Source organism: Roseovarius aestuariivivens (genome assembly GCF_004761875.1).
Classification (GTDB): domain Bacteria; phylum Pseudomonadota; class Alphaproteobacteria; order Rhodobacterales; family Rhodobacteraceae; genus Roseovarius; species Roseovarius aestuariivivens.
In genome coordinates, this window is the sequence record NZ_SJEY01000002.1 from 140,168 (window position 1) to 163,142 (window position 22,975).

The 22,975-nt window shown below is 56.8% G+C and carries 17 protein-coding genes; 9 read left to right on the top strand and 8 right to left on the bottom strand.

From position 1 onward, the window contains the following. Nucleotides 1–24 precede the first annotated feature (24 nt). Nucleotides 25–783, bottom strand: coding sequence for a hypothetical protein (locus EZV60_RS04110; RefSeq protein WP_135502441.1), 759 nt, complete (start codon nt 781–783; stop codon nt 25–27). Between the two features lie 295 nt (nt 784–1,078). Between EZV60_RS04110 and EZV60_RS04115 the strand changes: the two genes are divergently transcribed. Beyond that, nucleotides 1,079–1,837, top strand: coding sequence for a glycosyltransferase family 25 protein (locus tag EZV60_RS04115; RefSeq protein ID WP_135502443.1), 759 nt, complete (start codon nt 1,079–1,081; stop codon nt 1,835–1,837). Between the two features lie 19 nt (nt 1,838–1,856). Here EZV60_RS04115 and EZV60_RS04120 read toward each other — a convergent pair whose 3' ends face one another. Then, on the bottom strand, nt 1,857–3,404 hold the full coding sequence (locus tag EZV60_RS04120) for a hypothetical protein (protein WP_135502445.1): 1,548 nt from the start codon (nt 3,402–3,404) through the stop codon (nt 1,857–1,859). A 264-nt stretch (nt 3,405–3,668) separates the two neighbouring features. On the opposite strand from EZV60_RS04120, the gene EZV60_RS04125 reads away from it, so the two are divergent. The 3 genes from EZV60_RS04125 to EZV60_RS04135 all read left to right on the top strand — a co-directional run bounded on the left by EZV60_RS04125 (nt 3,669) and on the right by EZV60_RS04135 (nt 7,042). Beyond that, on the top strand, nt 3,669–4,472 hold the full coding sequence (locus EZV60_RS04125) for a hypothetical protein (protein WP_135502447.1): 804 nt from the start codon (nt 3,669–3,671) through the stop codon (nt 4,470–4,472). Continuing rightward, on the top strand, nt 4,469–5,998 hold the full coding sequence (locus tag EZV60_RS04130) for a sulfotransferase family protein (protein WP_135502449.1): 1,530 nt from the start codon (nt 4,469–4,471) through the stop codon (nt 5,996–5,998). The genes EZV60_RS04125 and EZV60_RS04130 overlap by 4 nt, the downstream gene beginning before the upstream one ends. A 168-nt stretch (nt 5,999–6,166) precedes the next feature. Continuing rightward, a complete protein-coding gene (locus EZV60_RS04135; RefSeq protein WP_135502451.1) occupies nt 6,167–7,042 on the top strand; it encodes a motility associated factor glycosyltransferase family protein in 876 nt (291 codons plus the stop codon). A 159-nt stretch (nt 7,043–7,201) separates the two neighbouring features. Here the strand turns inward: EZV60_RS04135 and EZV60_RS04140 are convergent, their stop codons facing one another. From EZV60_RS04140 to EZV60_RS04155, 4 genes are all read right to left on the bottom strand, one after another. Next, nucleotides 7,202–7,942, bottom strand: coding sequence for a methyltransferase domain-containing protein (locus EZV60_RS04140; RefSeq protein WP_167853463.1), 741 nt, complete (start codon nt 7,940–7,942; stop codon nt 7,202–7,204). 120 nt (nt 7,943–8,062) lie between these two features. Then, complete coding sequence (locus tag EZV60_RS04145) at nt 8,063–9,139, bottom strand: glycosyltransferase family A protein (RefSeq protein ID WP_135502455.1); 1,077 nt, start codon at nt 9,137–9,139, stop codon at nt 8,063–8,065. An 89-nt stretch (nt 9,140–9,228) separates the two neighbouring features. After that, nucleotides 9,229–11,667 carry a tetratricopeptide repeat protein gene (locus tag EZV60_RS04150; protein ID WP_167853464.1) on the bottom strand — a complete coding sequence of 813 codons (2,439 nt, stop codon included), beginning with the start codon at nt 11,665–11,667 and terminating at the stop codon, nt 9,229–9,231. 140 nt (nt 11,668–11,807) lie between these two features. Then, a complete protein-coding gene (locus tag EZV60_RS04155) occupies nt 11,808–12,557 on the bottom strand; it encodes a sugar transferase (protein WP_245306201.1) in 750 nt (249 codons plus the stop codon). Between the two features lie 750 nt (nt 12,558–13,307). Between EZV60_RS04155 and EZV60_RS04160 the strand changes: the two genes are divergently transcribed. The 4 genes from EZV60_RS04160 (at nt 13,308) to EZV60_RS19445 (ending at nt 20,820) form a co-directional block, all read left to right on the top strand. Next, entirely contained in the window at nt 13,308–14,162 is an 855-nt protein-coding gene (locus EZV60_RS04160; protein ID WP_245306202.1) for an ExeA family protein, read from the top strand. After that, on the top strand, nt 14,162–15,727 hold the full coding sequence (locus EZV60_RS04165; RefSeq protein WP_135502461.1) for a GumC family protein: 1,566 nt from the start codon (nt 14,162–14,164) through the stop codon (nt 15,725–15,727). The genes EZV60_RS04160 and EZV60_RS04165 overlap by 1 nt, the downstream gene beginning before the upstream one ends. Before the next feature lie 16 nt (nt 15,728–15,743). After that, nucleotides 15,744–16,607 carry a CpsD/CapB family tyrosine-protein kinase gene (locus tag EZV60_RS04170; protein ID WP_135502462.1) on the top strand — a complete coding sequence of 288 codons (864 nt, stop codon included), beginning with the start codon at nt 15,744–15,746 and terminating at the stop codon, nt 16,605–16,607. A 298-nt stretch (nt 16,608–16,905) separates the two neighbouring features. Beyond that, complete coding sequence (locus EZV60_RS19445) at nt 16,906–20,820, top strand: G8 domain-containing protein (RefSeq protein ID WP_135502464.1); 3,915 nt, start codon at nt 16,906–16,908, stop codon at nt 20,818–20,820. Nucleotides 20,821–20,979: 159 nt separating this feature from the next. Here EZV60_RS19445 and EZV60_RS04180 read toward each other — a convergent pair whose 3' ends face one another. Next, a complete protein-coding gene (locus EZV60_RS04180; protein ID WP_135502466.1) occupies nt 20,980–21,510 on the bottom strand; it encodes a VPLPA-CTERM sorting domain-containing protein in 531 nt (176 codons plus the stop codon). A 285-nt stretch (nt 21,511–21,795) separates the two neighbouring features. Continuing rightward, nucleotides 21,796–22,017, bottom strand: coding sequence for a hypothetical protein (locus EZV60_RS04185; RefSeq protein WP_135502468.1), 222 nt, complete (start codon nt 22,015–22,017; stop codon nt 21,796–21,798). Between the two features lie 318 nt (nt 22,018–22,335). Here EZV60_RS04185 and EZV60_RS04190 point away from each other — a divergent pair, with 318 nt between their 5' ends. Then, the gene (locus tag EZV60_RS04190; protein ID WP_135502470.1) at nt 22,336–22,956 is read left to right on the top strand and encodes a polysaccharide biosynthesis/export family protein; all 621 of its coding nucleotides are present in this window, start codon (nt 22,336–22,338) and stop codon (nt 22,954–22,956) included. Nucleotides 22,957–22,975 lie beyond the last annotated feature (19 nt).

A 22,975-nucleotide genomic window follows, 5' to 3' on the forward strand; every position in this document is an offset into this window, starting at 1 on the left:
CCCCGAGGCCGCCGGATTGTCGGATCAGCGCGCTTTCTTCCGAAACGACCTTGCAAGCTTTACAATGCGGTTCTTGACCGGCTTCGGCAGGTTTTTACGCCCCCATGAGACGAGGGCGGAGTCGCCCTTGTTTTCGCGATAGGCGGAGGGATCCCCAGGGGCGGGTATGGCCATGGCCTTACAAAGCTGGAACACCGCATCGCCGGTTTCGTATTGAAGAACGTCGAGCCGGTTGAAATGAGACCACCAGAGGTCCTTGATCGCGGTGTCATCCAGTAACCAGGAATCCGCCTCGCAGTAATAGGGTGATGCTTTGTCTTCGCTGGTCCCGTGACCGGTTTTGACGATCTGACGCTTGTAGGATCGCAGGAAGCTATCCGGATCCCGGAGCATGAGGCATACGGAAACATCACGTGGATCAACGCCTGCTGCGTCCTTCAAAAGGTCTTTCAGCGCCTCCACCTCTGACGGATCACGGAAATAGGAAAAATGTTCGCAGGACAGAATGAGGGCCCTGAAGCGCCGGCCCGCGAGGAATTCCTGCAGACCGTCCCGGGCCGCCGCGACCGATGGTTCGATACCGGCCTTGGCCAGCGCCTTGACCGGCGGGATCGGCATCCTGTTCCGGATCAGGGACGCCGCAATCAGATTCGCAAGCGTCATGGGCACGAAAAGCAGACCGTCACCGGCGAATTGCGCACTGTTTTCCGTCAGGTACTTCTGAAACGAGGTCGTACCTGTCTTGTGTTTGCCGATGTGAAGCAGGGCGCGCGGCGGGGTCATCACAGGTTTCCGGGCCTTTGGTCAGGACGCTCATTTGGGTCTGCGGTGGAGACTGCAACGCGACGCATGACAAAGCAAATGTCAAACGCGTCCCAATTTGCAGTGACGCGGTGTTGCTGCGGCTTTGCCGGCACGCCGAGCCTTGCGCGGTTCCGCAGATCCGATCCTTTGCAACGTGGTCGCACGCGAAAGGTCCTTTGATTATCTTCCGAATTTGCTAGGGTGCCGCGATACGGGCCGGGCAGCGCGAGAACGAGCGATCCGGCCAGCACAGACGTCTTCCACAGGTTCGCTCATGCTCCGATCAAGACCTCGCAGGCCGGAAATTGGCGCGCAGATCCTGAGTGTTTTCGACCATGTTTTCATCATCAACCTCAAAAGCAGGGCCGACCGGCGCCGGGAGATGCGCGAGCAACTGGAGTTGGTTGGCCTGAGCGCGGATCACCCCGCGATTTCTTTCTTTGACGCCGTGCGCCCCGATGCGCCGGGCGGGTGGCCTTCGATCGGCGCGCGCGGCGCCTTCATGAGCCATCTCGGCGTTCTGAGCCGCGCACGGGACATGGGATTGCAGCGCATTCTTGTCCTGGAAGATGACGTCGATTGGACACGATCCTTTCTGATGCATGGACCCGCCGCGCTTGAGCGTCTGGAAGGGGACGAGTGGGGCATCGTTCATGGCGGGCTGCGGCAGGCGACAAAGGGGCAAGGCGACGAGGCGATCAGCCTTGAGTCAGTGCCTGCAGACACCGAATTGCTGCTGGCGCATTTTCTTGGATTTTCTGGCGACACGATCGCGCGCGCGGAGGCATATCTCAAGGCCATCACCGCGCGCCCGGCCGGCGACGCAGCCGGGGGGCCGATGCATGTGGACGGGGCGTATTCGTGGTTTCGGCGGGACAATCCCGATATCGCGACGTGGATCTGTGACCCTGCCATCGCGGTTCAACGCGCCTCTCGGACGGATATCCACGAGTTGAGGTGGTTCGACAGATTTCGAGGGACATCCGACCTTGTCAGATTCTGCAGGTCGGTTTCAAACAAGCTGCGGTTCTGAAAACGCGCCATTAAGCACGTTATTCTGCGCGCAACCGTGGTCCTTTTTTTGTTTGCTCCAGGCGATAGGACATGGTTTGCGCCTGAAACGGGTTCAGCGCGGTTCCCTGTCCGTCCGCGGCAATCCGGGTCCAGGTCTCAATCGCTCCGTCCGAATCATACGTGAACTCATCTCGCCAATCGGCAGACCAGTAGATTACGGGATCGAAATATCTCCGTTTCTTGCCGCCTGCGTAATCGACCGACGTGAGCGCCATCTCTCCGGTGGTGGGAAGGCGGGTGTACTGGCGCTTTTGATGGTGGGGGAAGTGGATGGAAATGATCGCCGGCGCGCTGAGATGTACGCCGTTATTGGCAAAGACGCCGATGTCGACACGACTTGATCTGCGCGACTGGTTCGCGTTGCTTTGCCAGGGGTCGTGCCAGTCGACCAAGATGCGCGCGCGTGCGCCGGAACTGTCGAGCCTGCTGATCCGGACCTTGTCCGGGTCGCCGTGCAGCAGAACCCAGGAATATGTTAGCTTGCGCCCGTTCGGATCCCGCGTGTCGGCGGCGGAAACGAACATCTCCCGCCGGTAGGCCTGTGAGCGCCAGAGGCGTGCAATCGCGGAGGGCGTGTCGAACAGCTTTTCGGACAGACCGGCTAGACCGGCTTTGAGAGTGAAGTCCTCTTTTTCGACGGTCAGGCGCACCAGCGGCGGGATGTCCTGCGGTTGCAGTGTGTTGGCGAACGCCACCATGCGTTCGGGTGCAAGCATGTCTTCGTCGAAGACCACCGGATGGGCCTTTCCGGACAAGTACCCGTCGCGCCCGTACACGCCTTTGAGGCCTTGGCGCAGAATCATTTGCAGCGTGGGCGACACCAGTCTTTCTTTTTTGAGAAAGTCCCGGGTTTCCGGCCTGAGCGCCGCAACCGTCAAAGCCAGCGCGCGCATGAAGGGTCTGTCGGACCCCGACGAACCCTGGCTTGTGATCGTGTAGGGCCAGTTTGCCGGGAACCGGTCAAGTTGGTCGTGATCGTGGTGTTCGGGATAGATGTATATGTGGTTGTTCGCGTAGGTGAGAAACGCCCGTTCGGGGCCGAAATTCGTGGTCATGGCGAAACGCGTCTGACTGCGACCGATGGGCTTGGTCGTAATGGCCGTCGACGAATTCCCGATCACGATGGCGGGCAGAATGATTCGACCGGCAATTCCATAGTCCAGATGATTTTCCTTGAGTCCTTTGTCGTAGGAAAGGCGGACCATCCTTGAAAACTGTCCGGGATAGAACGTCGAATGACCGCGGTCTCGGTTGTCATAGATGACGCCCTCGAAGCCGCCGGCGACCCCCTTTGCCGCGAGCCGGCGCAGCATCGCGGCGCCCGGCCCCTTGTCGTTGGGATGAATGAGCGGCAGCTTTAGATCCGGGTCAGGGATTTCCAGATCGGCGGCCACCCAGCCGAGCGGGCCGATGGACGTGAGATCCTCTTGCTTGAGCACGACAGTCTCCGCAGCGTTCGGCGCAGAATAGCCCGGCAGCAGACACCCTAATACGGCGCAGAGACAGAGAAAAAACGTCTTCATCATGGTCCATCATCGGCGTGGTTTGCCTTGGAAGAAAGCGTTTTTTGGAAAATGGCAAGCTGACATTGCCGGAAGGCCGGCAGGAGGCGGACAGTGCCGACGTGCCGGGATCGCCCCGGCGCCAGAGCGGGCCGGTTTGCGCCATGACGGTCACATAAGTTCCCGCGCATGCGTGTTTTGTAGACGATTAGGTCTTTTTAAGTTAATAAAAGGCCTGTCCGGTTCTTTACGGCACAGATTGAAATATACATTCCAGAGGATCGCACCTTGATTGTTGCGAATATGGCAACTTACCCGGCGCGCGAGGCCAATCTTGATAGCGTCATTTCGGCAATTGCGCCCCAGGTTCAAAAAATGAATGTCGTTCTGAATGAATTCACCGCCGTGCCGGAACATATTTCAGCGCCCGATCACGTGACATTCATTATCCCGGAAAAAGATACAAAAGATACCGGGAAATTCCTACCCGATAGTGCTGATGCAGATTACGTTTTTACAATTGATGATGATATCCAATATCCGGCGGATTACGTCTCGTATTCTGTGGATTGGTTCGAAAAACTGGGCGACGGGCCGTTTGTGGCGGGATATCATGCCAGTTGGTACATTCGCAGGAAGGACGAACTCGTCCCGGAACTCAAACGCCGAATCCGGCTTGCGCTTTGGCCGCATCATCTGGCGCGGTACAGAAAGATTATCCACTTCGCCCAAGCGGCGGATGGCCCTCTTAGGGTGGAACAACTGGGAACCGGAACAGCAGTCATGAGGGGACGCGACTATCCGGCATATGCAGAGATGGCATCGTCTCAGAAATTCGTGGATGTCCGGTTTGCAGCGATCTGTCACGCAAAAGGGCTGGCGCGACTCTGCTTGCCCCGTGCGGCCGGGTGGCTAGCACCGATGGATCTGCCTGAAGGCTACGAGGGTGGCGATTTGTATGCTGATTTCACAAGCAGTTATCCAAAGCACGTTACAACGGAGATCAAGGCATATGCCTTTGACGAACCACAGGTCGGCGCGGCATACGAGGCACAGCAATCCCGAGGCTGCAATCAAGGTCAGACGCGATGACAGCTGATTTATCCACTCAAAACCAGCTAAGGATGTCGACCAAGCGGTTCCTGAAGCACCTGGGCATCCTTGGCCCTGCGAAAAAACTTTATGGCGGCAGTCGCGCCCTGAAGTCCCGGGCGGGCCGTGCAGCGAATGTTCTCCGTCAGAAATCGGCGAACCTGTTGGCGGGGAAGCGATCGTGCCATCTGGTGCTTGTCGGCTTTTCCCGCAGTGGAACGACGCTTTTCTATAACATGTTGCGGCATTCCGCACGCGGGCACGCCTATATGCCGGCGTCGGAATTCAAAGCCGCGCGTACCGAGAAAATCGTCGCTCCTTGTATCATCACAAAACGACCGCTCGATATTTTCGAAATTGAAGATATTGACGGAAGACTCGGGGCGTTCCGAGATTTGCTTTACTTGATTTCTATAAGAGACCCACGCGATCTTTTGTCCTCTTATCATAAAGTCGCCTCAAATCAGTTTTTTCAAAGTTATGATTATCAAATGTTTATCTCGGAAAAAGTTAGAAGTTTTTCAAATCCCGGAATTGGGCCAACCCATACTGCAATGATTTCACTTTTAGAAAATCAAAAAAGGACCCTTACGATTCGGTATGAGGATTTGCTGGAAAATCCGGAATACGTACGCCAGATCCTACAGTTTTCGACCGGTTTTAATTTCGAGCGATCTTTCCGGTCGTTCCTCGAATCCGATATTCCCAAGGCGCTCAAGGTCCAGCTAAATGGACCGAGGCAAGTGGTTGCCCCAAAAGCGCCCGCCTGGACGAAGCCGGATCGACTGGCGCGTGTGGCGCAGCAGCTTTCGGTATTTCCGGACTTGGAGAAAATAATTACCGGCCTGGGATACGCCCCCACAATTGAGGCGTGCCGGGACTATGACATAACCCTTCCGAGCATAACGCAGACACAAGGCACGATCGTTGCGTTTCACACGGATGACGAGATTTACCGGAATGAGGCAAACCGATTCGCCAAACGGCTTGATGAGCTAAACCTGAAATATCACCTTGAAACAGTTCCACCCCGGCGCGATTGGGTCGAGAATTGCGCCATGAAACCGGAGTTCCTTCTGGACATGCGGCGCAAGCTAGAAGGTCCGTTGCTCTATCTGGATGTGGATTGTTACGTACACACGGAGCCATGGACCTATCTGTCGCAATACGATTGCGATCTGGCCTGCTATGTGCATCCAGACGGGGAATTGATTTCGGCCACGCTTCTCTTGGGCGACACCGAGGTTTGCCGCGAACTTCTGTTGCAGTGGGTTCAGAAGCAAAAAGCGGATCCCAAAAAGTGGGATCAACGCGTCTTGCAGGATCTTGTCGAAGCCGACGAAGCATCGGAAACACCGAAATACAGTGTCCAACGGCTACCCCCAAACCTGTGCTATATCTTCGATAAAGAGTATCATTCTTTTTTTGGTGGACCCATTGTTGAACAATTGCAGGCAAGTAGAGAGATAAAGGGGGATACTTCGGCGAGAAACCGGCGTCGGTCAAGAGTTTCGGAGCTTGAGTGAGAATTATAGTGTATCTCTGGCGGCATTCTTATCCCTGTCGTTGTCCGTTCACTTGTTTCATGTCCTCTAATCCACGAATGATTCTCACAGTTGTTTTTTCAGAGTCGACGTTGCGATTTATTATGCGCACCAGGCTGACTCCGCAGATTTATTCGGCGGGAATATGAAATGAGCCGTTCAAAATTCCATCGTGTGATCCAGCGTCAGGTGAAGAAGACCATTCTTACGGGAACGTCCCTTGTCCCAGATTTAGTGCTAGGTCAGCGCATGCGACAGGCGCTTATTCCTCACACACGGCAAAAGCAATTTCAGCCTGTTGAACGATCACCGTTAGAAAGGCTTCATGGGAAGTATAAAGGGAAGCGTTGCCTTATCATTGGCACGGCGCCAAGCGTCAGCAGTCAGGACCTGGCCAAACTTGACCCGGCATATACCTTCCTTCTCAATCGGGCCTACCTTCTGAATAACCGCAGCCAGAAAAGCAAGAATGCGCTGGTGCTTGCAAACCCACTGGCTTTCGAGGAATACGGCCGGGATGCTTTGAGACATACGTTTGAGGATGTTTTTCTAAGCTCAGGCATTCCAACTAAAGACCATCCGGATGACCCTCGCGTTTTCTACTACTCCCAATGGGTTCGTCCAAAGATTTACGAAGGATTTTTCCAAACCGACTTATCGCAACCTTTGTATCAGGGAACGTCAGTAGCATTCACGGCCATCCAGATCGCCTTCTGTATGGGCTTTTCGGACATCATTCTGGCCGGCATCGAATTTAATTTCGATCAGAAGGAGCCGCATTTTTACAATAGCACAGAGGCCGAAGCCGAGCGCGCCGTGACGACCTCGCGCGTCAATGCCGATTACATGATCGACAGTCTCAGGTATTGTTGCCGGTTCATCGGCAGTCACGCGGATAGGAAAATATCCAGCGTGAGCCCGAACAGAAATCTTGGCTTCATGACATATGCGGAAGTCGCAAGCCTCCCGGGCGCTGGCGACCCGGATGTTGCTGACCCTTCGGTTCGATCAAAAGACGACGCGTGATCAGACAACTCAGAGGGGTTATCCTATTGACCTGCGAGGACATTCAGACGCGATGTGGGAATGCCGATGCACCAAACATCAAAGAACGCAAAGTGTGATCGCCCTTACTTTTGTCCAAAGTGACGCTCGTACTGAAATCCGGGGCTGTATTAGCCTAGTTCAGTCCGTCTTCTTCCGGAAAAGAAAGACTTTCTCTCCCCGGAGAAGGGAGTGGTCGATCACCTCCTGGCCTTGCGCCGTGATTTCCGAGACGAGCTTCAATCCGTTTCGCTGCATGCGTTCCCTGAAATCGCGGCCATAGTAGCGCACGTGGTCGCCCTGTCCGAAATGCAGGTAGCGGTCGGGAACGCTCTTGGCGTCGGGATTTTCATAGGACGTGTCCCAGCCTTCGATCAGCGGCACCATCGCGATGAAATATCCGTCATCCGTCATGACCCGGGCGATTTCGGCAGAGGCTTTTTGATCGTCGACATGTTCAAGTACATGGTTGGCGATGATGAGCTTAAATGTGCCGTCCGGCGCGTCGATCTCCTCGATATTAAGCTTGAGATCGGCCGCGAAATACAGATCCGCGGTCTTGTAGTGCTTGAACCTTTTGCGGAAAATCTTTTCGAGTATGGGCTCTGCGGCAAAATGAAGAACCTCGTCCCGTTCGTCGTCGATCTGCAAGTCGATGCGGCCATCGGACATGGCGAGCATCAAAAGCCGATGCCGTTCCAGGCTTCCGCATTGAGGGCATCTTGCGTCGATCCGCGGGGGCCGTCCGTTGAGGCCAAACCAGCCATGAAAACCGCAGATGTTGCATGTTCTTTCGGCAATCGGTTCGGTCATGAGATACGCCCGTCGGGCGCGGATTAGGCTTTTCGGCACGAAAGGTTTCACTATGTCTTTAATTTTCATGTATTTCATCCTTGTCGGAACTTATGCCTTGCGTCGTTCAAGCTGTCCTTTCCGGTGGTCGAACCGCGCCTTTCGAGCGGGCCCGACCGTCGGATCTCGTGTCGCGGTCGGCCTCGGTCCTCAAGCTGTTGGCCCCCGGATTTTGAAACGTCCCTGGTTGGCTTCGACATCACCAATGGCGTTTTGCCTGAGTTCGGAAGAGGCGCGCCAGGCCACCAGAATGTCAAAAGCAAGCGCCGGTATAACCGCGATCAGCCGCGTGATCTTGGCAAGCGTGAAGGGCCGCAAGCGCCTTGCCCGCCGAAACGCGAAATCGAGGGGCACGACGAATGTCCGATCACGGCAGTTTTCCCTGACCAATTTCGCAACCCAGGCCGGATCGGTCCTGTTCAGCCTTCTGATTTCAGCCATTCTATCGCTCAACGATTTGGGCATGTCGTTCAGCAACGCGTAGATGTAATTGTAGACGGTCGTACTCATCATCTGCCGTTTCTCGTACCGGAAACGGCTGGATACGGTCGTGTAGGCCGGGTGCAGATGAAAGGCGTTGGGTAGAATCGATATCCGCTCGATCTGCTCTGGTTCCGTGAGCGCGGAGGTCAGGACCATGGCGCGAATGAAACCGTCCTGCGACAACAGGCCGGTGGGCAGTGTGATCTCGCGGATGCGAGACGCTCTTGCGCAGTAGAATTGTCCGCAGAGGGACGCCTTGCCGCGCCCCGGCTTGCGCCCGAACCGCTCACTCAGAAACCGCGTCACGCTCCAGCCCGAGCCGGGGGGGAAAACATTCTTGGGCTCGTCCGAGACAATCCAGGCGCTGCGATTGGTGTGAAGCTCCTGAAGGCTGCGCTCTATGATGTCCGGCTGTGGAAGGCGGATATCTGAATCCATGAAGAGCAGGACGTCACTGTCTTCGGGCGAGATGTCGTGAACGAAGACATTCCAAGCGTTTGTCTTGCTCGGTGGCTTCAAATCGAACACGTCCCATTGGACATGGTCGGGAAAGCTGGCGTCGGCGAGACAGGATCGGCTGGTCTCTACCGTGCCGTCCGTGCACCCGTTGGCGACGATACACAGGTGGATATCGAGACCTGCAGCCGGGTTGCGCACCACGCTTTGATTTTTGAGGTCACCGATCAGGTTGCCGATGATGGCCTCCTCGTTATGCGCCAACACCCCGATCGTGAGCCTAGTCAAGATGCATACTTCCGATCTGTTGGCGCAATCCGGCAGCCCAGTATCGAACGGACGCACAGGAATTGGCGGTATCGGCCTTCATGGGCGCGTCACTCGGTCTGCTCTGTGAGCCCGCTGAGAACCTCCCTCGCCCGGTCGTATTGCGGCAGGGGATCGTCGCCAGCGATGTCCAGAGCCCGCTGGAGCGAAGCCTTGGCGTCCGCGGTGCGGCCCAGCGCCTCGTAGACCATACCGAGGTGGTAATGAACCAGGGCCCGGTCGGCCATGCCTTCGGCGGCGGGTTCGAGATACTTGAGCGCCTCTTCGTAATTACCCCGGCGGTACTCGATCCAGCCGTAGGTATCTTGGAACGGCGGAAAGTCGGAGCTGCTCAGGCGGCGGGCGATGGCATAGGCGCGGTCCAGGTCTTCGGGCGTGTCGCGATGCGTGGTGATCAAGCTTGCGAGATTGTTGGCCACGAGCACGTTGTTGCTGTTCTGTGCGTAAAGTTCTTCGTAGATGGCGATGGCGCCATCGAAATCCCTGTTCCGCTCCAACCGTTCGGCCTTGAGTAGAAGCGCGGCGGTGGGGTCGTCGGCCCTTTCGATTTGCTCGTCGACCATGGCGGCCGCCTGCTCTTCCTGGCCTTCGGCGACCATGATCGCATGCAGCGTGCGCATGATCTGCTGGTTGCCGGGCACTTCTTGCAGCAAGGACGCGTAGATCTCAGCGGCTTCATCACGCTCGTTTTGGATCATGTGGATGCCGGCGCGCATATATTTCAGAGCACTGTTGTCGGGGTCTTCGGCCAGGCGGCCGTCGAGCAGGGTCTCGACCTCGTCGACCTGTCCCGCGCGCACCTTGGCCTGCACAAGTGCGGCAAGCGCGGCGTTCCCGCTTTCGTCTTCTGCGACCAGCGACTCGAGAAACTGCACTGTATCGTCCACGCGCTCCTGGCGGAGCATCATGTCCGCCTCAAGCCCGTTGGCGACCGCCGTGGCGCGATCTGTCTCCAGCGCGCGCAGACGCCAGATCAGACGGGTGACTTCGTTCCAGTCCTCCTCGTCTTTATAGAGAAGCGCCAGACGCTGAAGCAGATCGATATTATTGGGTGACTTTCCCAACGCCTCGACCAGAACCGCGCGCGCCGCATCCTCGCGGCCTTCCTGCAGCAGGAATACCGCGTAGCGCAGTGATTCCTCGGGGGCCTGCAGCGAGGCTTCAACAGCCAGCGCGTAGCGTTCGCCCGCCAGGTCCCGCTGGCCGGCGCGTTCGTGCGCTTGGCCCATGAGCGTCATGATGTCGGCATCGCGAGGTTCCTGCGACAGAGCCGTGCGCAGATCGATGATGGCCTCATCTGGCCTGTCGTCGCCAATCAGCCAAGCCGCGCGCATCTTCAAGGCCTGAACGTTGGTCGGATCCTCTTCGAGGATTTCCTCGACCCGGGAACGGGCACCGACAAGGTTGCCTTTCTGGACCAGCATCTTGGCCAGAAGCACTTTGGCACCGGCGCGGGCCTCGCTCTCCTCACCTTCGTTTACCAGCGCTTCGAGGTCGGCAATCGCCTTATCCTGTTCGCCTGCTTCGAAATCCATCGTCGCCAGCAGCGCCTGATACGGCAAGGTCTCTTCCTCGGCCTCGATCAAGCGTTTCAGTTCCTGCCGGGCAGCCTCGCTGTCGCGGACTTGCATCAGGAACCGAACGACGGTGAGATTCTCGGCGACGCCGGCGTCGGGACGGTCGGCCAGCTCGCGCAGGAACGCCTCGGCACCATCGAGATCTCGCTGCTCGAGATACCAACGGATGAGAGTACTTTGTACATCCGGATTGTCAGGGAAACGTTCGACCATTTCCCGCAAGGACGCTCCCAGAGCCTCGGCGTCTTGGTTGTTGGCCTGCAATTGCAGCCTGACGGTGTGCAGGCCATAGTTGCTCGGGTGTTGCTTGAGCGCGATGTTCACCTGCTCGAGCGCTTGCTCGAAATCACCGATCTGCATCAACTGATCGATGACCACGCGCGCCGCGATCAGGCTGTCGGGGTGGGCGTCTAGCAAATCACGCGCCGCTGAAGCCGCATCTGCGGCAGCCACGGGATTTTCATCGCGGATGGCCTGAGCGTAATCCAGTGCGGCCGAAATAATCTGGACACGTGGATTGTCCGGGTCCAACTCACGAGCCTTGCGACCATGTCTCTCGCCTTCTTCCCAGTTCTGAGACGCAATCGACAGTTCGGCCAGTTCGATCCGCGCTTCGAGGTCATTGGGATACTGTTCCGACAGGCGCAGGAACTGCTGATAGGCTTGGCCCTCGTTGCCTTCCTCCAGCATTGTCCGGGCGAAGAGCAGCCGGGCTTCCTTGTGAGTTGGATCCAGCCGGAAGACGTTGCGAAACTCGACGAGCGCTCTCGAAACGTCGCCCTGCTCCAGAAGCTCGAGACCGGATTCGAAATGCTCCTGCGCGCGTTCTTCCGAACTTTGGCATCCGGCGAGCAGAAGCGCCGCCGAAAGCAACAGAAATCCGAAACAGCGACGATCGAATGTCAAAGCCATATGATTTTCCCAGAAGTGACCCTGAAAATTCGTACCGCACATCCATGCGATAGAAAACCCGGGTTGTGACACCGAGGCGTCACTTTGACGAGACGGCGGCGCCCGCCGTCCGTCATTTCAACATCAGATTGACCGGGTCGCTAGCAGCCGGTTCCCCGCAAGACGACGATGACCGTGGACAGGATCACCTTGATGTCGGTCATCAGGGAAATGTCGCGGCTGTACTGATCATCGAATTGCGCACGGGCAGCGAAAGACGACCTGCTGCGCTCCGAGATCTGCCAGTAGCCAGAGATGCCGGGGCGCAGACTATAGTACGCGATCCCGGGATACTTCGCTTTTTGCGCCGGCATCATGGGGCGCGGGCCGACCAGGCTCATGTCGCCCTTAAGCACGTTCCACAACTGCGGCAACTCGTCGATCGAGGTCTTGCGCAGGGCCTGACCCAGTCGCGTGATACGCGGGTCGTTCTGCAGTTTCTGCTTCACGTCCCACTCGAGACGCGCGTCCGGATTCTTGTCGAGATAGGCTTCAAGCTTGGCATCGGCATCGTGCACCATGCTGCGCAGCTTGAGCATATTGAAGATCCGGCCGCCCTTGCCCACCCGTTGCTGTACGTAGAACGGGTTGCAGCCATCGCTCGCCACGAAAGCGGCGATGAACAGAATTACAGGAAGGATAATCGGTGCTGCAATCAGTACAAGCGCGATGTCGAGCGTGCGCTTGCCGATCCGGCGGTAAAAATCGCTGTGGTTATCCGTTTCAAAAGGATTTTCAATCGACAGAACCGCAGTAGCGCTGGTTCTAAAAACGTCGTCGTGCTGAACAGTCATTACCAATCCAATAACATTGCACGTCCAAAAAGACGCGAACCCCAGTTTAACTTTCACTGCTCAATGTCGTTAATGATCTGAATACAGTGTTCAGACCAATTTTTTGTTTGATTCGTGTACCCTACGGAACCCGTCGTAATATTTGTATCGCTCGGAAGACCCCACAACAACAATTAAGATGATTAGAAATACCTCTGCATGAGCGATTTTATTTTAATACAACTTCAAATTGAATTATTGTTCAAATTCCTTAACCAAACCAAGACTCACATCATAACTGTTTCTACATTCTACTAGAGGTTTACATAAATGTCCAACTTCGAACACACTTCCGCCGAATCAACTGCACAACAATGGCGGTGTGGGTGTGGCCTTAGGACACGCATTTGTCACCGCTGTGTCCCTTTGTTGACACCAGATATCGATATTCGAACAGGAAAGGCTTAAATATACCGTCATATGCGGCCTGGCGCACCTTTCAGGCACGATGATGGTCTAGTATTCATAACGTTACGGAGTTTGGGCGTGGACGGCAGCAACAACACCGGAAACACGTCGCCCGGCAGCAATGTACACAGCTTTCCGACGGTGCGCTTGCGTCGCCGCGCGTCGCGGAACGTGGGCGCCCTGAACGGCCGCAGGCCGGACCGTCTCTTGCTTGTGGAAGAGCCCAAGCCCAAACCCGTGTTCCGGTCATCCAGACCGGAGCGTACGCCGTTACCCTCGACCGGCCGGGCCGATCACTCGGTTGGACCGAACACAGCCATCTTAGAAGACAAAGCCGAAACCAGACCGAGTAAACCGTCCGTGCCATTGGAAATATATACCGATCATTTCGGACTGTCGGCGCGTCCCTTCACGTTGTTGCCGGATCCCGAGTTCATATACTGGTCGCCCGTCCACCGGCGTGCGTTCACGATGATGGAATACGGTGTTCTTACCCGCGCGCCGATCACGTTGATCACCGGCGAGGTCGGATCAGGAAAGACCACACTTCTGCATCGGTTGCTGCAGACGATGGAACCGGACGTGAAAGTCGGCCTTGTGTCGAACGCGCAGGGATCGCGCGGGGAATTGTTGCGCTGGGTTCTGATGGCGCTGGACCAGCCCGCCAGTCCGGAGGCGAATTACGTCGATCTGTTCGATGCATTCCAGAAATTCCTGATTGATCAGTACGCGCACGGGCACCGCGTCGTGATCATTTTCGACGAAGCGCAGAACCTTAGCCGAGAGTCGCTCGAAGAATTGCGCATGTTCACAAACATCAATTCCAACAAGGACGAACTGCTTCAGCTGATCCTCGTGGGCCAGCCGGAATTGCGCGACACGATATGCCGATCCGATCTGCGCCAGTTCGCCCAGCGCGTCGCCTCGAGCTTTCACCTGAGCCCCATGGATTCTGAAACGGTGCATGCCTATATCGGTCATCGCCTGTACAAGGCGGGCGCGAAACGCAACCTGTTCAACCGCGATGCATGCGACCTGATATATAAAAATACCGGCGGTGTGCCGCGGCTGGTCAACCAGCTTTGCGATCTGTCGATGGTCTATGCTTTCACAAGCAACCAGAAGACCGTCACCCTGAGAACTGTCCAGCAAGTGCTTGACGACGGAACGTTCTTCGGCGCAGGTGCTTTTGCCCAACCGCGTGACGAAAGCTGATGCTCGCTGATCTGAAATTCTATCTGGCGCTATTTTTACGGCGACTGCATTACTTCCTAGTGGTCGCCATTGCTGTGTCGAGCGTTGGCGTGACCATCGCCTATACCCTGCCGCCGGTCTACGAAGCCGAGGCTCGGTTGCTTGTCGAATCGCCACAGATCCCCGGCAACCTGGCAAGATCGACGGTGCAGGCGTCGGCCTCTGAAATTCTGGGCATCATACGTCAGCGCTTGTTGACCCGTGCAAATATGCTCGAAATCGCGCGCGAGTTCGAGGTCTTCCAGAATGATCGGAACATGTCACCGGACGCTATCGTGGCCGGTATGCGAAGTCGCATCTCGATGCGACTTCCGAGGAGCCGCGACGCTGCGGCATTTGTCAGCATTTCCTTCCAGGCCGATAGCGGTCCGCTTTCCGCCCGGATCGCCAACGAGCTGGTGACCCGCGTTCTGGAACAGAATGTCTCGCTCCGAAAGGCTGCAGCTGGCGAAACCCTTGGGTTTTTCGAGCGTGAAGTCGAACGGCTGGACCGCGAACTGGCGGATCAGGGGCAGGAAATTCTCGAGTTCAAACTGAGGAATCAGAATGCCCTGCCCGACAGTCTGAATTTCCGTAGATCGCGTCTGGCGTCGCTTCAGGAGCGTCTTGTGCAAACTGAGCGCCAACTGGTCAGCCTGAACGATCGCCGCGCGCGCCTGCAGGAAATGTACGAACGCAATGGTAGCGCATTCTTCGACGCCGAGAAGGGTCTGACGCCGGACCAGAAGCGTCTGCGCGAACTGCAGAACTCCCTATCTTCCGCGCGGGCGATCTATTCGGACCAAAATCCGCGGATCGAATTCCTTCGTCGTCAGATCGATGTACTGGAAGAAAAGATTATGGAAGCGCAATCGGCCGGACTCGCAGCATCGGAAAATGCCCTGACGCCGTTTGAGATTCAAATGGAAGACCTCCAAGCGCAAATGGACCTTTTGACGGAGCAGAAAGCGAGTATCGAAACGCAGCTTGAAGATCTTGAAAAAACCATTCAGGCCACACCGGCCAACGCCGTGACGCTTGGTACGCTCGAACGCGACTATGAGAACCTGCGAATCCAATACAATCAGGCCACCGCAGACCTCGCTGCTGCCCGTACCGGCGACCAGATCGAGGCTCAGTCACGCGGCCAACGCATTTCCGTCATCGAACAGGCGGTGGCGCCGAACAAACCGACCAGCCCGAACCGGGGCCGGATCGCGGCGGCCGGCGTTGGCGGCGGCATATTCGCGGGTATCGGCCTTATCGCGCTGCTGGAGCTTTTGAACTCCTCGATTCGGCGTCCGGCCGACCTGCGCAACCAGCTGGGTATAAACCCGTTCGTCACGATCCCTTATATCCGGACCCGCAAGCAGCTTTTGGTCAGGCGCGCGATTATCGGGGTGGCGATCCTGATCGCCGCCATCGGTATTCCCGGAATACTGTTTTACGTCGACCAGAATGTCATGCCGATGGATATGCTGCTTGACCAAATCGCCGAGAAAAGCGGCCTTTCGGACATCCTCGTCCGTCTTGGTCTGTCCCTTTAGTAACCGAGGCTGAACCATGGAACGTATTCAAGTCGCCATCGAGAAAGCCCGCAAATCCCGTGATGGATCGCAGGAGCCGAAGACCGTCAACATGCGGGAAAAGACCAAGCCGTCGGAGAAACGCGCGGCGCCTGAGACGGTGACGTCTGACGAATCTGCGCTCGACGCATTGTGGAAAGAGGTTCCGTCGCTGCAGCCCGACGCAAAGCGGTTGCACCGCAACCGCATCCTGGCCTATCGCTCCTGCCCCGAGGCGGCCCCCTATGATATGATGCGCACCAAGCTGGTGCAGCAGTTGCGCAAGAACGACTGGCGGCGCGTCGCAATCACGTCAGACGCGGCGGGAAGCGGCAAGACCATGACGGCGCTCAACCTCGCGTTCAGCCTGGCCCGCCAAAGCGACCTTCGGATCATGGTCGTCGATCTCGATATGCGCCGCCCTTCGATGGTGCGGATCCTCGGCATCCAGAAGCACGTACAATTCTCGGAAGCCCTGGAAGAGCGCGATCCACCCGAAGAACACCTGATCCGCTATGGCAGAAACCTTGTTTTCGCACTCAACAGCGGTTCGGCCCGTCACTCTGCGGAACTGCTTCAGGGGATCACCGCCTCGCGTGTTCTGGATGATCTGGAGGCGCGATACGCCCCGGATGTCATGATTTTCGATACACCGCCGCTATCGTCCAGTGACGACACACTGGCCTTTCTCGATCAGATCGATTGCGCTTTGCTTTTGGTGGAAGCAGAGAAGACACGCGCGAGCGACGTGGACAAATGCGAGCAGGAACTGGCCGCGCGCACCAACGTGATTGGCGTTGTTCTCAACAAATGCCGGTATCTCGAACGTAGTGAAGCCTACGGTTATTACGGCGCGACCTAGTCCAAACTCTCTAAAATTTTCACTTTTTTGCCTACGAGACCACAAGACTCGGCGGCTTTTTGCACATTGGCCACCGCATTTTGTGGCACGGGTGTTTCCCCGATTAATCGCCTGTTAAGGCCGTTCGTGGTTGGGTTGCATTCGAAGGCGCCACCACGCTTTCACCACAATTGGGTCACAGAAATACCCGTCGTCGTGAGTAAAGACTGTTTCGTATCAGGAAAGAATGGGGACGGGCTGACTGCCTTCGGCATTTGCCGTCGTGTGATCGGCCACCGAGCAGACGGAGACGACAAGGATGTTCCAGCTGGAATACTATTTTCTTGGAGAAGAGGTCCAAAATCTGGCGGACATTGACTTTTCCACCCTGCCTACAGCCCAAGTAAGTACCAAATCCGTTGATGCCACAGGTGGTGGAGCGACTACCGAGCCCGTTTCGGCGATCCAAGCAACCTCGATGCTGTCGATCCAGACTGCCGGGAGCTATACGTTCTACGTCACTTCAGTCGGAGATGCCACGCTGCTGATCGACGGAGCAGTCTTAAACTCGGTCGAAACCGAAGATGGTGGTCTGACACTGGAAACGTTCACCACAGAGCTTTCAGCCGGGGACCACGAACTGGACCTGCGGAGTCTGCAGAACACGAATTCGCCAATGCTTCGGCTGGAATGGGAAGGACCGGATTCCGACGGACAGCGCAGCCTTCTCACGAACGAAACCTTTGCTGGTGCGACGCATGACGCTGGAACGGACCAAACATCCCATGACATGCTTGCCGATCCGACAACCAGTGGGATGCACCCCGACCACACATCGCAGGACGGCGCCCTGGCGCAACCGACGACTGCGGAGGAAATCGAAGCCTACGTGTTCGCCGTCATGTTCGAACCGGACGAGTCGGGGCATGACGTTCATGCGAGCAACAGTGGAAAGGCCGTGGAGCATTCGCATGTCATGGCTCTTGTCCCCCGATCCGAAGCCACACATATCGCCATCTCCGACGGGGACTGGTCCGATCCGTCAACATGGTACGAAGGGCGCATTCCGGATGCCGATGCAAAGGTCCTGATCCCCAAGGGTGTTTCAGTCCGATATGACACCGAAAGCGATGCCGCGCTGTTCACCGTGCGGGTGGATGGCGAGCTTTCCTTTGCAACGGATACCGATACGAAGATCCTGCTGGACACCATGGTCGTTTCCGGATTAGGGCGTTTGGAAATCGGCACCGAAGTCGACCCGATCCAGCAAGGAGTCAGCACCGATATCGTAATCGTCAACAACGGAGATATCGACGTCAACTGGGACCCGACGCTTGTGTCGCGGGGCGTGATTTCTCATGGCTCTGTCGAGATCCACGGACAGGAAAAGACCGAATTTCTGAAGGTTGCCGATGCGCCGATGGCCGGCGACCGGCAGATCACGCTTGCCGAAATCCCCGACAACTGGGCCGTCGGCGACACGCTCGTTTTGACCGGCACACATAAACAGGGCTGGCGGTGGAGCCATGCGGACCAAGCTGTCACGCATTTCGAAAGCGAGGACGAGGAAGTCACGATTGAGTCGATCAACGGCAATGTCGTGACGCTGACCACTGCCTTGCGGTTCGACCACGATACGCCCCGCGATGATCTGGCGGCATATGTCGCCAACATGTCGCGAAGCATCACCTTCTCAAGCGAAGACGGCGACGCGACCGCAGTCAATCATCGCGGTCATGTCATGTTCATGCACAACGCCGATGTCGATGTGCGCTATGCGGCCTTTGACGACCTGGGCCGGACCGACAAGTCTGTCGCGGCCTTTGATGTCGAGACGCTTGATAACGTCACGGCGGATAGCAACGTCAAGGGACGATATTCGCTGCATTTCCACAAGACAGGCTCGAGCATCGAGAACGATCCGGCCATGGCTGTGGGCAATTCGGTCAGCGGCTCGCCCGGTTGGGGCTTCGTCCACCATTCCAGTCACGCCGATTTCGTCGGCAACGTCGCTTTTGATGTGTTCGGCGCGGCCTTTGCCGCGGAGGACGGTGATGAAACGGGTCTTTGGTCGAACAACCTGGCAATTCGCGCGGAAGGCATCGGATACGGCGACTGGACCGTCAAGAAGTCGGCGGATGTGAGCCGCGATGATAACGGTCGTACCGGTGATGGGTTCTTTTTCGCCGGGCGCCTTGTCGAAGCGGACAACAATGTTGCGGCGAACACGACGAACGGGTTTGTCTGGATGACCCGCGGCCCCCGCACCGAAAATCTTGCAGAGAACCTGCATCAACCTGAAACCGCGTATGGGAACAAGACCGTCAGCGTGGACAAACCCGCGATTCAGGGATTCCACGACAACGAAGCGTTCGGCACGCATAGCGGCATCATCGTTGTAAAAGCCGGCCCCAACCAAGGCCACGACGTGCGCACGGTCATGGACGGTTTTCTGAACTGGGAAACGGCACAAGGCACGCACCTGACCTACACCGGTCACTACACACTTAAAGATTTCGACCTGATCGGAACCACCAGTACGATCCAGTTCAACGAGCCGGGCGTCGGGCTTCAGCTGGGTCAGAATGCGGTAGATGTTACCGTAAACGGCGTGAAGATCGAAGGCTTTAAGACGGGCATTCGCTTCGATGGCACGACCGTGAGCATTCCCGATGCCGACGTGGGACATGTCATCATCGACGCGGAACTTTTGAACAACGGCACCGACACGGTTGGCTTCAAGGCCGCGCGGCACTCCTTCATCTCGTCGGATGAACTGGTGGAAGGCCGCTTGGAATTTGAGTGGACCGGCGACGCGTCGGTCCCCCTGAGCGGGCAGAATATCGTTTTCACCGGGATCAAGACAGACTCGATCGGCTCGACCGGACGCGGCAAGAACGCATTGGAACAGCAGGAAATCAAGTGGTGGGATATTGGTGATCTGGTAAGGAAGGACGGTTTCTACCAGACTGCGGACGGACGAAACGTGGTTATTATCGAGGATTTCGTTGCGGACCGAGCCACGGGCGATCTCTTGAAGCTCGGTCATGTCCTCGAACTGGAGGCGACGGAGGCCGAGATCGTTCAACGGTACGGGGTCCAATCTAAGGGCCTGATCGATCTGGACAAGAACGCGCCGGTCGCTCAGGATGATGCGGCCGTCACCAAGCAGAACCTAGCCGTTGCGATCGACGTTCTGGCCAATGACACCGACGATACCGGCATTTGGGTCGATGGTCTGACTAGCCCAAGAAACGGCGATGCGGTCCTTCAGGACGACGGCAAGATTATGTACACGCCCCATTTCGGAAAGTCCGGCGAGGACAGTTTCAGCTATTGGGTGACTAGCGGGAACGGGAAGTTCACGAAAGCCACCGTGAAGGTGAACGTGGAAGCTGCTGAAGACGTCGCCGAAGCCGGAAATGATCAACCGGACTCGACGGCAAGCGCGGTTCCGGCAACGCCTTCGTTCATGGAGGTGATAAACCCGGTCGACACGAGTGCCAACACGGTTCCGATTGACCTCTCTGGTGAACTCTATGATCTCGATTTTGAACCTGATATCGTGATCGACGATGCCAGTGGCGCCACGGAAGGCGTTCATGTTGGTGCGATTAACAAATGGAGCCAACTCGGGCGAGAACTGAGCGCGCAAGGCCATAAGGAAAAGACCGGCTACGTGATCTACGAGAAGGGTTCGGAGATCTCAATTCAACAGGGGGATGGTCAGCTTTCCACGTATTCCGCGAATTACTTCACCCTTCAGGAAAACCGCGCCGGGCATGGCGGGGAAAGGATTACGGACAGCGCTGTGAGCACGGCGTTGGAATTCGGCGACATCGTTCTTGATCCCGCCTCGATCCAAGGAACTGATTACAGGGATCATTTCATGGGGTCCAAAGAAGACGAGCACTTCATCGGTCTCGGGCGCCGAGATTACTTCGATGCGGGCGGTGGAGACGACACAATCAACGGCGGCGCCGGCAACGACTATATGAAAGGCGGCAAAGGTGCGGATCGGTTCTATCTGACAGCGGGCGATGGCAAGGACCGCATTGTCGACTTCAGCTCCGCAGACGTTCTCGAGCTGGCGGATTACCTTGATGAAGGAAAGACCGTTCAGGAAAGCGCGTTTGAGAATTCCAAGGGCGACCTGGTTATCTCAAACGGAAGCGACAGCGTTACGCTTCAAGGTTTGTCGCTGGACGATCTGGAATGGATCTCCATCGTCTGAGATGTCCGGCAAGCCAGAGATTAGAGCCTGCGCGCTACCACTTTCAGTGTCTCGGGCCTGGCGGCAAGCGCTCATCGCTTCAACCCGGCTATCACGCATCTGCACAAAAAAAGAGGGGCTGCTTGCCCCTCTTTCAATTTCAACCTAAGTTGATTTAACTTACGCCTTTGTCTTGCGGCGGATAAGGCCGAAGCCACCCAGCGCTGTGAGCAAGAGAAGTCCACCGGCAGGCAGCGGGATGGCTGCGACACTGATGTCGAAGTTGCCCGGACCCTTCACGTCTGCTTTTGCCGTGAATGTCGCCGTTGATCCGGATGTGATCTTGATCACGTTGCTCGAGCCGTCCAGGTTCAGAGACAGCGGCGAACCGGCCACACCCGCACCGGTTACGGTCAGTGATGCGTTGTCGAAATCGCCGGAGGTGTTCAACGTCGCAACCGATACGAAGAAATCGTAGATCGAGTTGTTCACGAAATCGAAAACCTCAGTGAAAGACGAGCCAACATCGCTCGTAAACGAGCGGATGTTCACAAAGTATTCAGACGTCGCACCAGACGTGGTCACTGAATACGGACCAACGCCCGCATTGTTGCCGTCAGCGTCTTCGACGGTGGACGTCAATGCATTTGCCGCCATCGGCATCGCCAGCAGCGACGCAACGGCAGCGGATTTAATCAAATTCTTAATCATTTAACCCTCCAGGTCGACAAAACAGAGTGCACACGCACCTCTTCAGTCAATTAATACCACGGCCGCACTGAAATCGCCAAGCGTTATGATTTGCCTCTTGGCCTGAAAATGACGGAATCCTGGAAAAATTGGAAACAATGCGCCCCTTGTCCGCGCTTTTATCCCGGATTCATGAACAAGCCGCCATATTGCCGCCGCAAAGCACGTCTCGAATCCGAATCGGTAGCGATATCAGCAACTTCCCTCATTGGTTGAGTAAATTGCGGCATTTTCACGCAAAGCGTATCAGCGCTCTTCTGCTGCACCCTGGATCAATCCCGACGGCGGCGCATGCTCTGGCGGATTGCGCAGAACGCAGATGAGGGCAACACCGAACAGGGCCAGCAAAAGACCCGCCCCGGTTGCGGCATAGACGAGAAACGCGGTCCAGAACGAGGCCCCCATACCCAAGGCTGTCAGCCCGCCGAGGGCACCCACTGGGATAGAGAGCATCAACAATCCGGGCATCGCACCTTTGACCTTGTTTTGCGGCCTCGGTCGGGCCGCCGTTTTTCGGGTATCGTCATCATTGTCAAACATTGTGACGACATTAGGGCCGGATACTGTAAACAAAGTCCTAACTTTCGCCTTATTCCACAAATCATTTGTGCAGAAATTCCCGTTTTGCGTGCGCGAACTGCCAACCGCTGTTGCCGGAATGCCACGACGTCCGCGCGCGCCGCAGACACGTTTCGAACTTCCCCGAAATTGCTTTAGAACGGACGCATTCGCGCGTAGTTTAAGTCAGGGTTTGAAAACACACATGAAATCGGAAGATATGCCATCATGAAACGGATCCTCACGCTGCTTTCCACCCTCGTTGTCCTGCAGCTGGCGCCCGGACTGGCGACCGCACAGGAAACCTATCGTATCAAGCCCGGCGATGTGCTCCGCATCGAAGTGCTGGAAGACAGCAGCATCAACCGCGATACGCTTGTTCTGCCTGACGGACGCGTCTCCGTACCCTTGGCGGGAACGGTCGCCGCGGGCGGCCGGACGCTTGGGCAGGTCAGATCCAGCATCGTGAGCGAGCTTGCGCCGAATTTCGCCAGCGAACCGACGGTATTTGTCTCGCTGGCGCGGCTGGCGCGTGAAGACCCCCAGTTTCCGATGCCCGAGCCCGAAGAGCCCACGATCGAGATTTACGTTCTGGGCCAGGTGAACACCCCGGGAAAGGTCGCGGTCGCGCCCGGCACCACAATGTTGCAGGCCCTTGCGCAGATAGGCGGCTTTTCACAATTCGCCGCACGCAAGCGCATCCAACTGCGCCGCGTGGACTCCACGGGTCGCGAACGGGTTTACCGCGTGAACTACAACGAGATTCTTGCAGGCAGATCGAATATCGGCATGACGGTCATGGCGCCGGGTGACGTGATCATCGTACCCGAACGCAGACTGTTCGAATAAACAGGCGACGAGGGGGCAG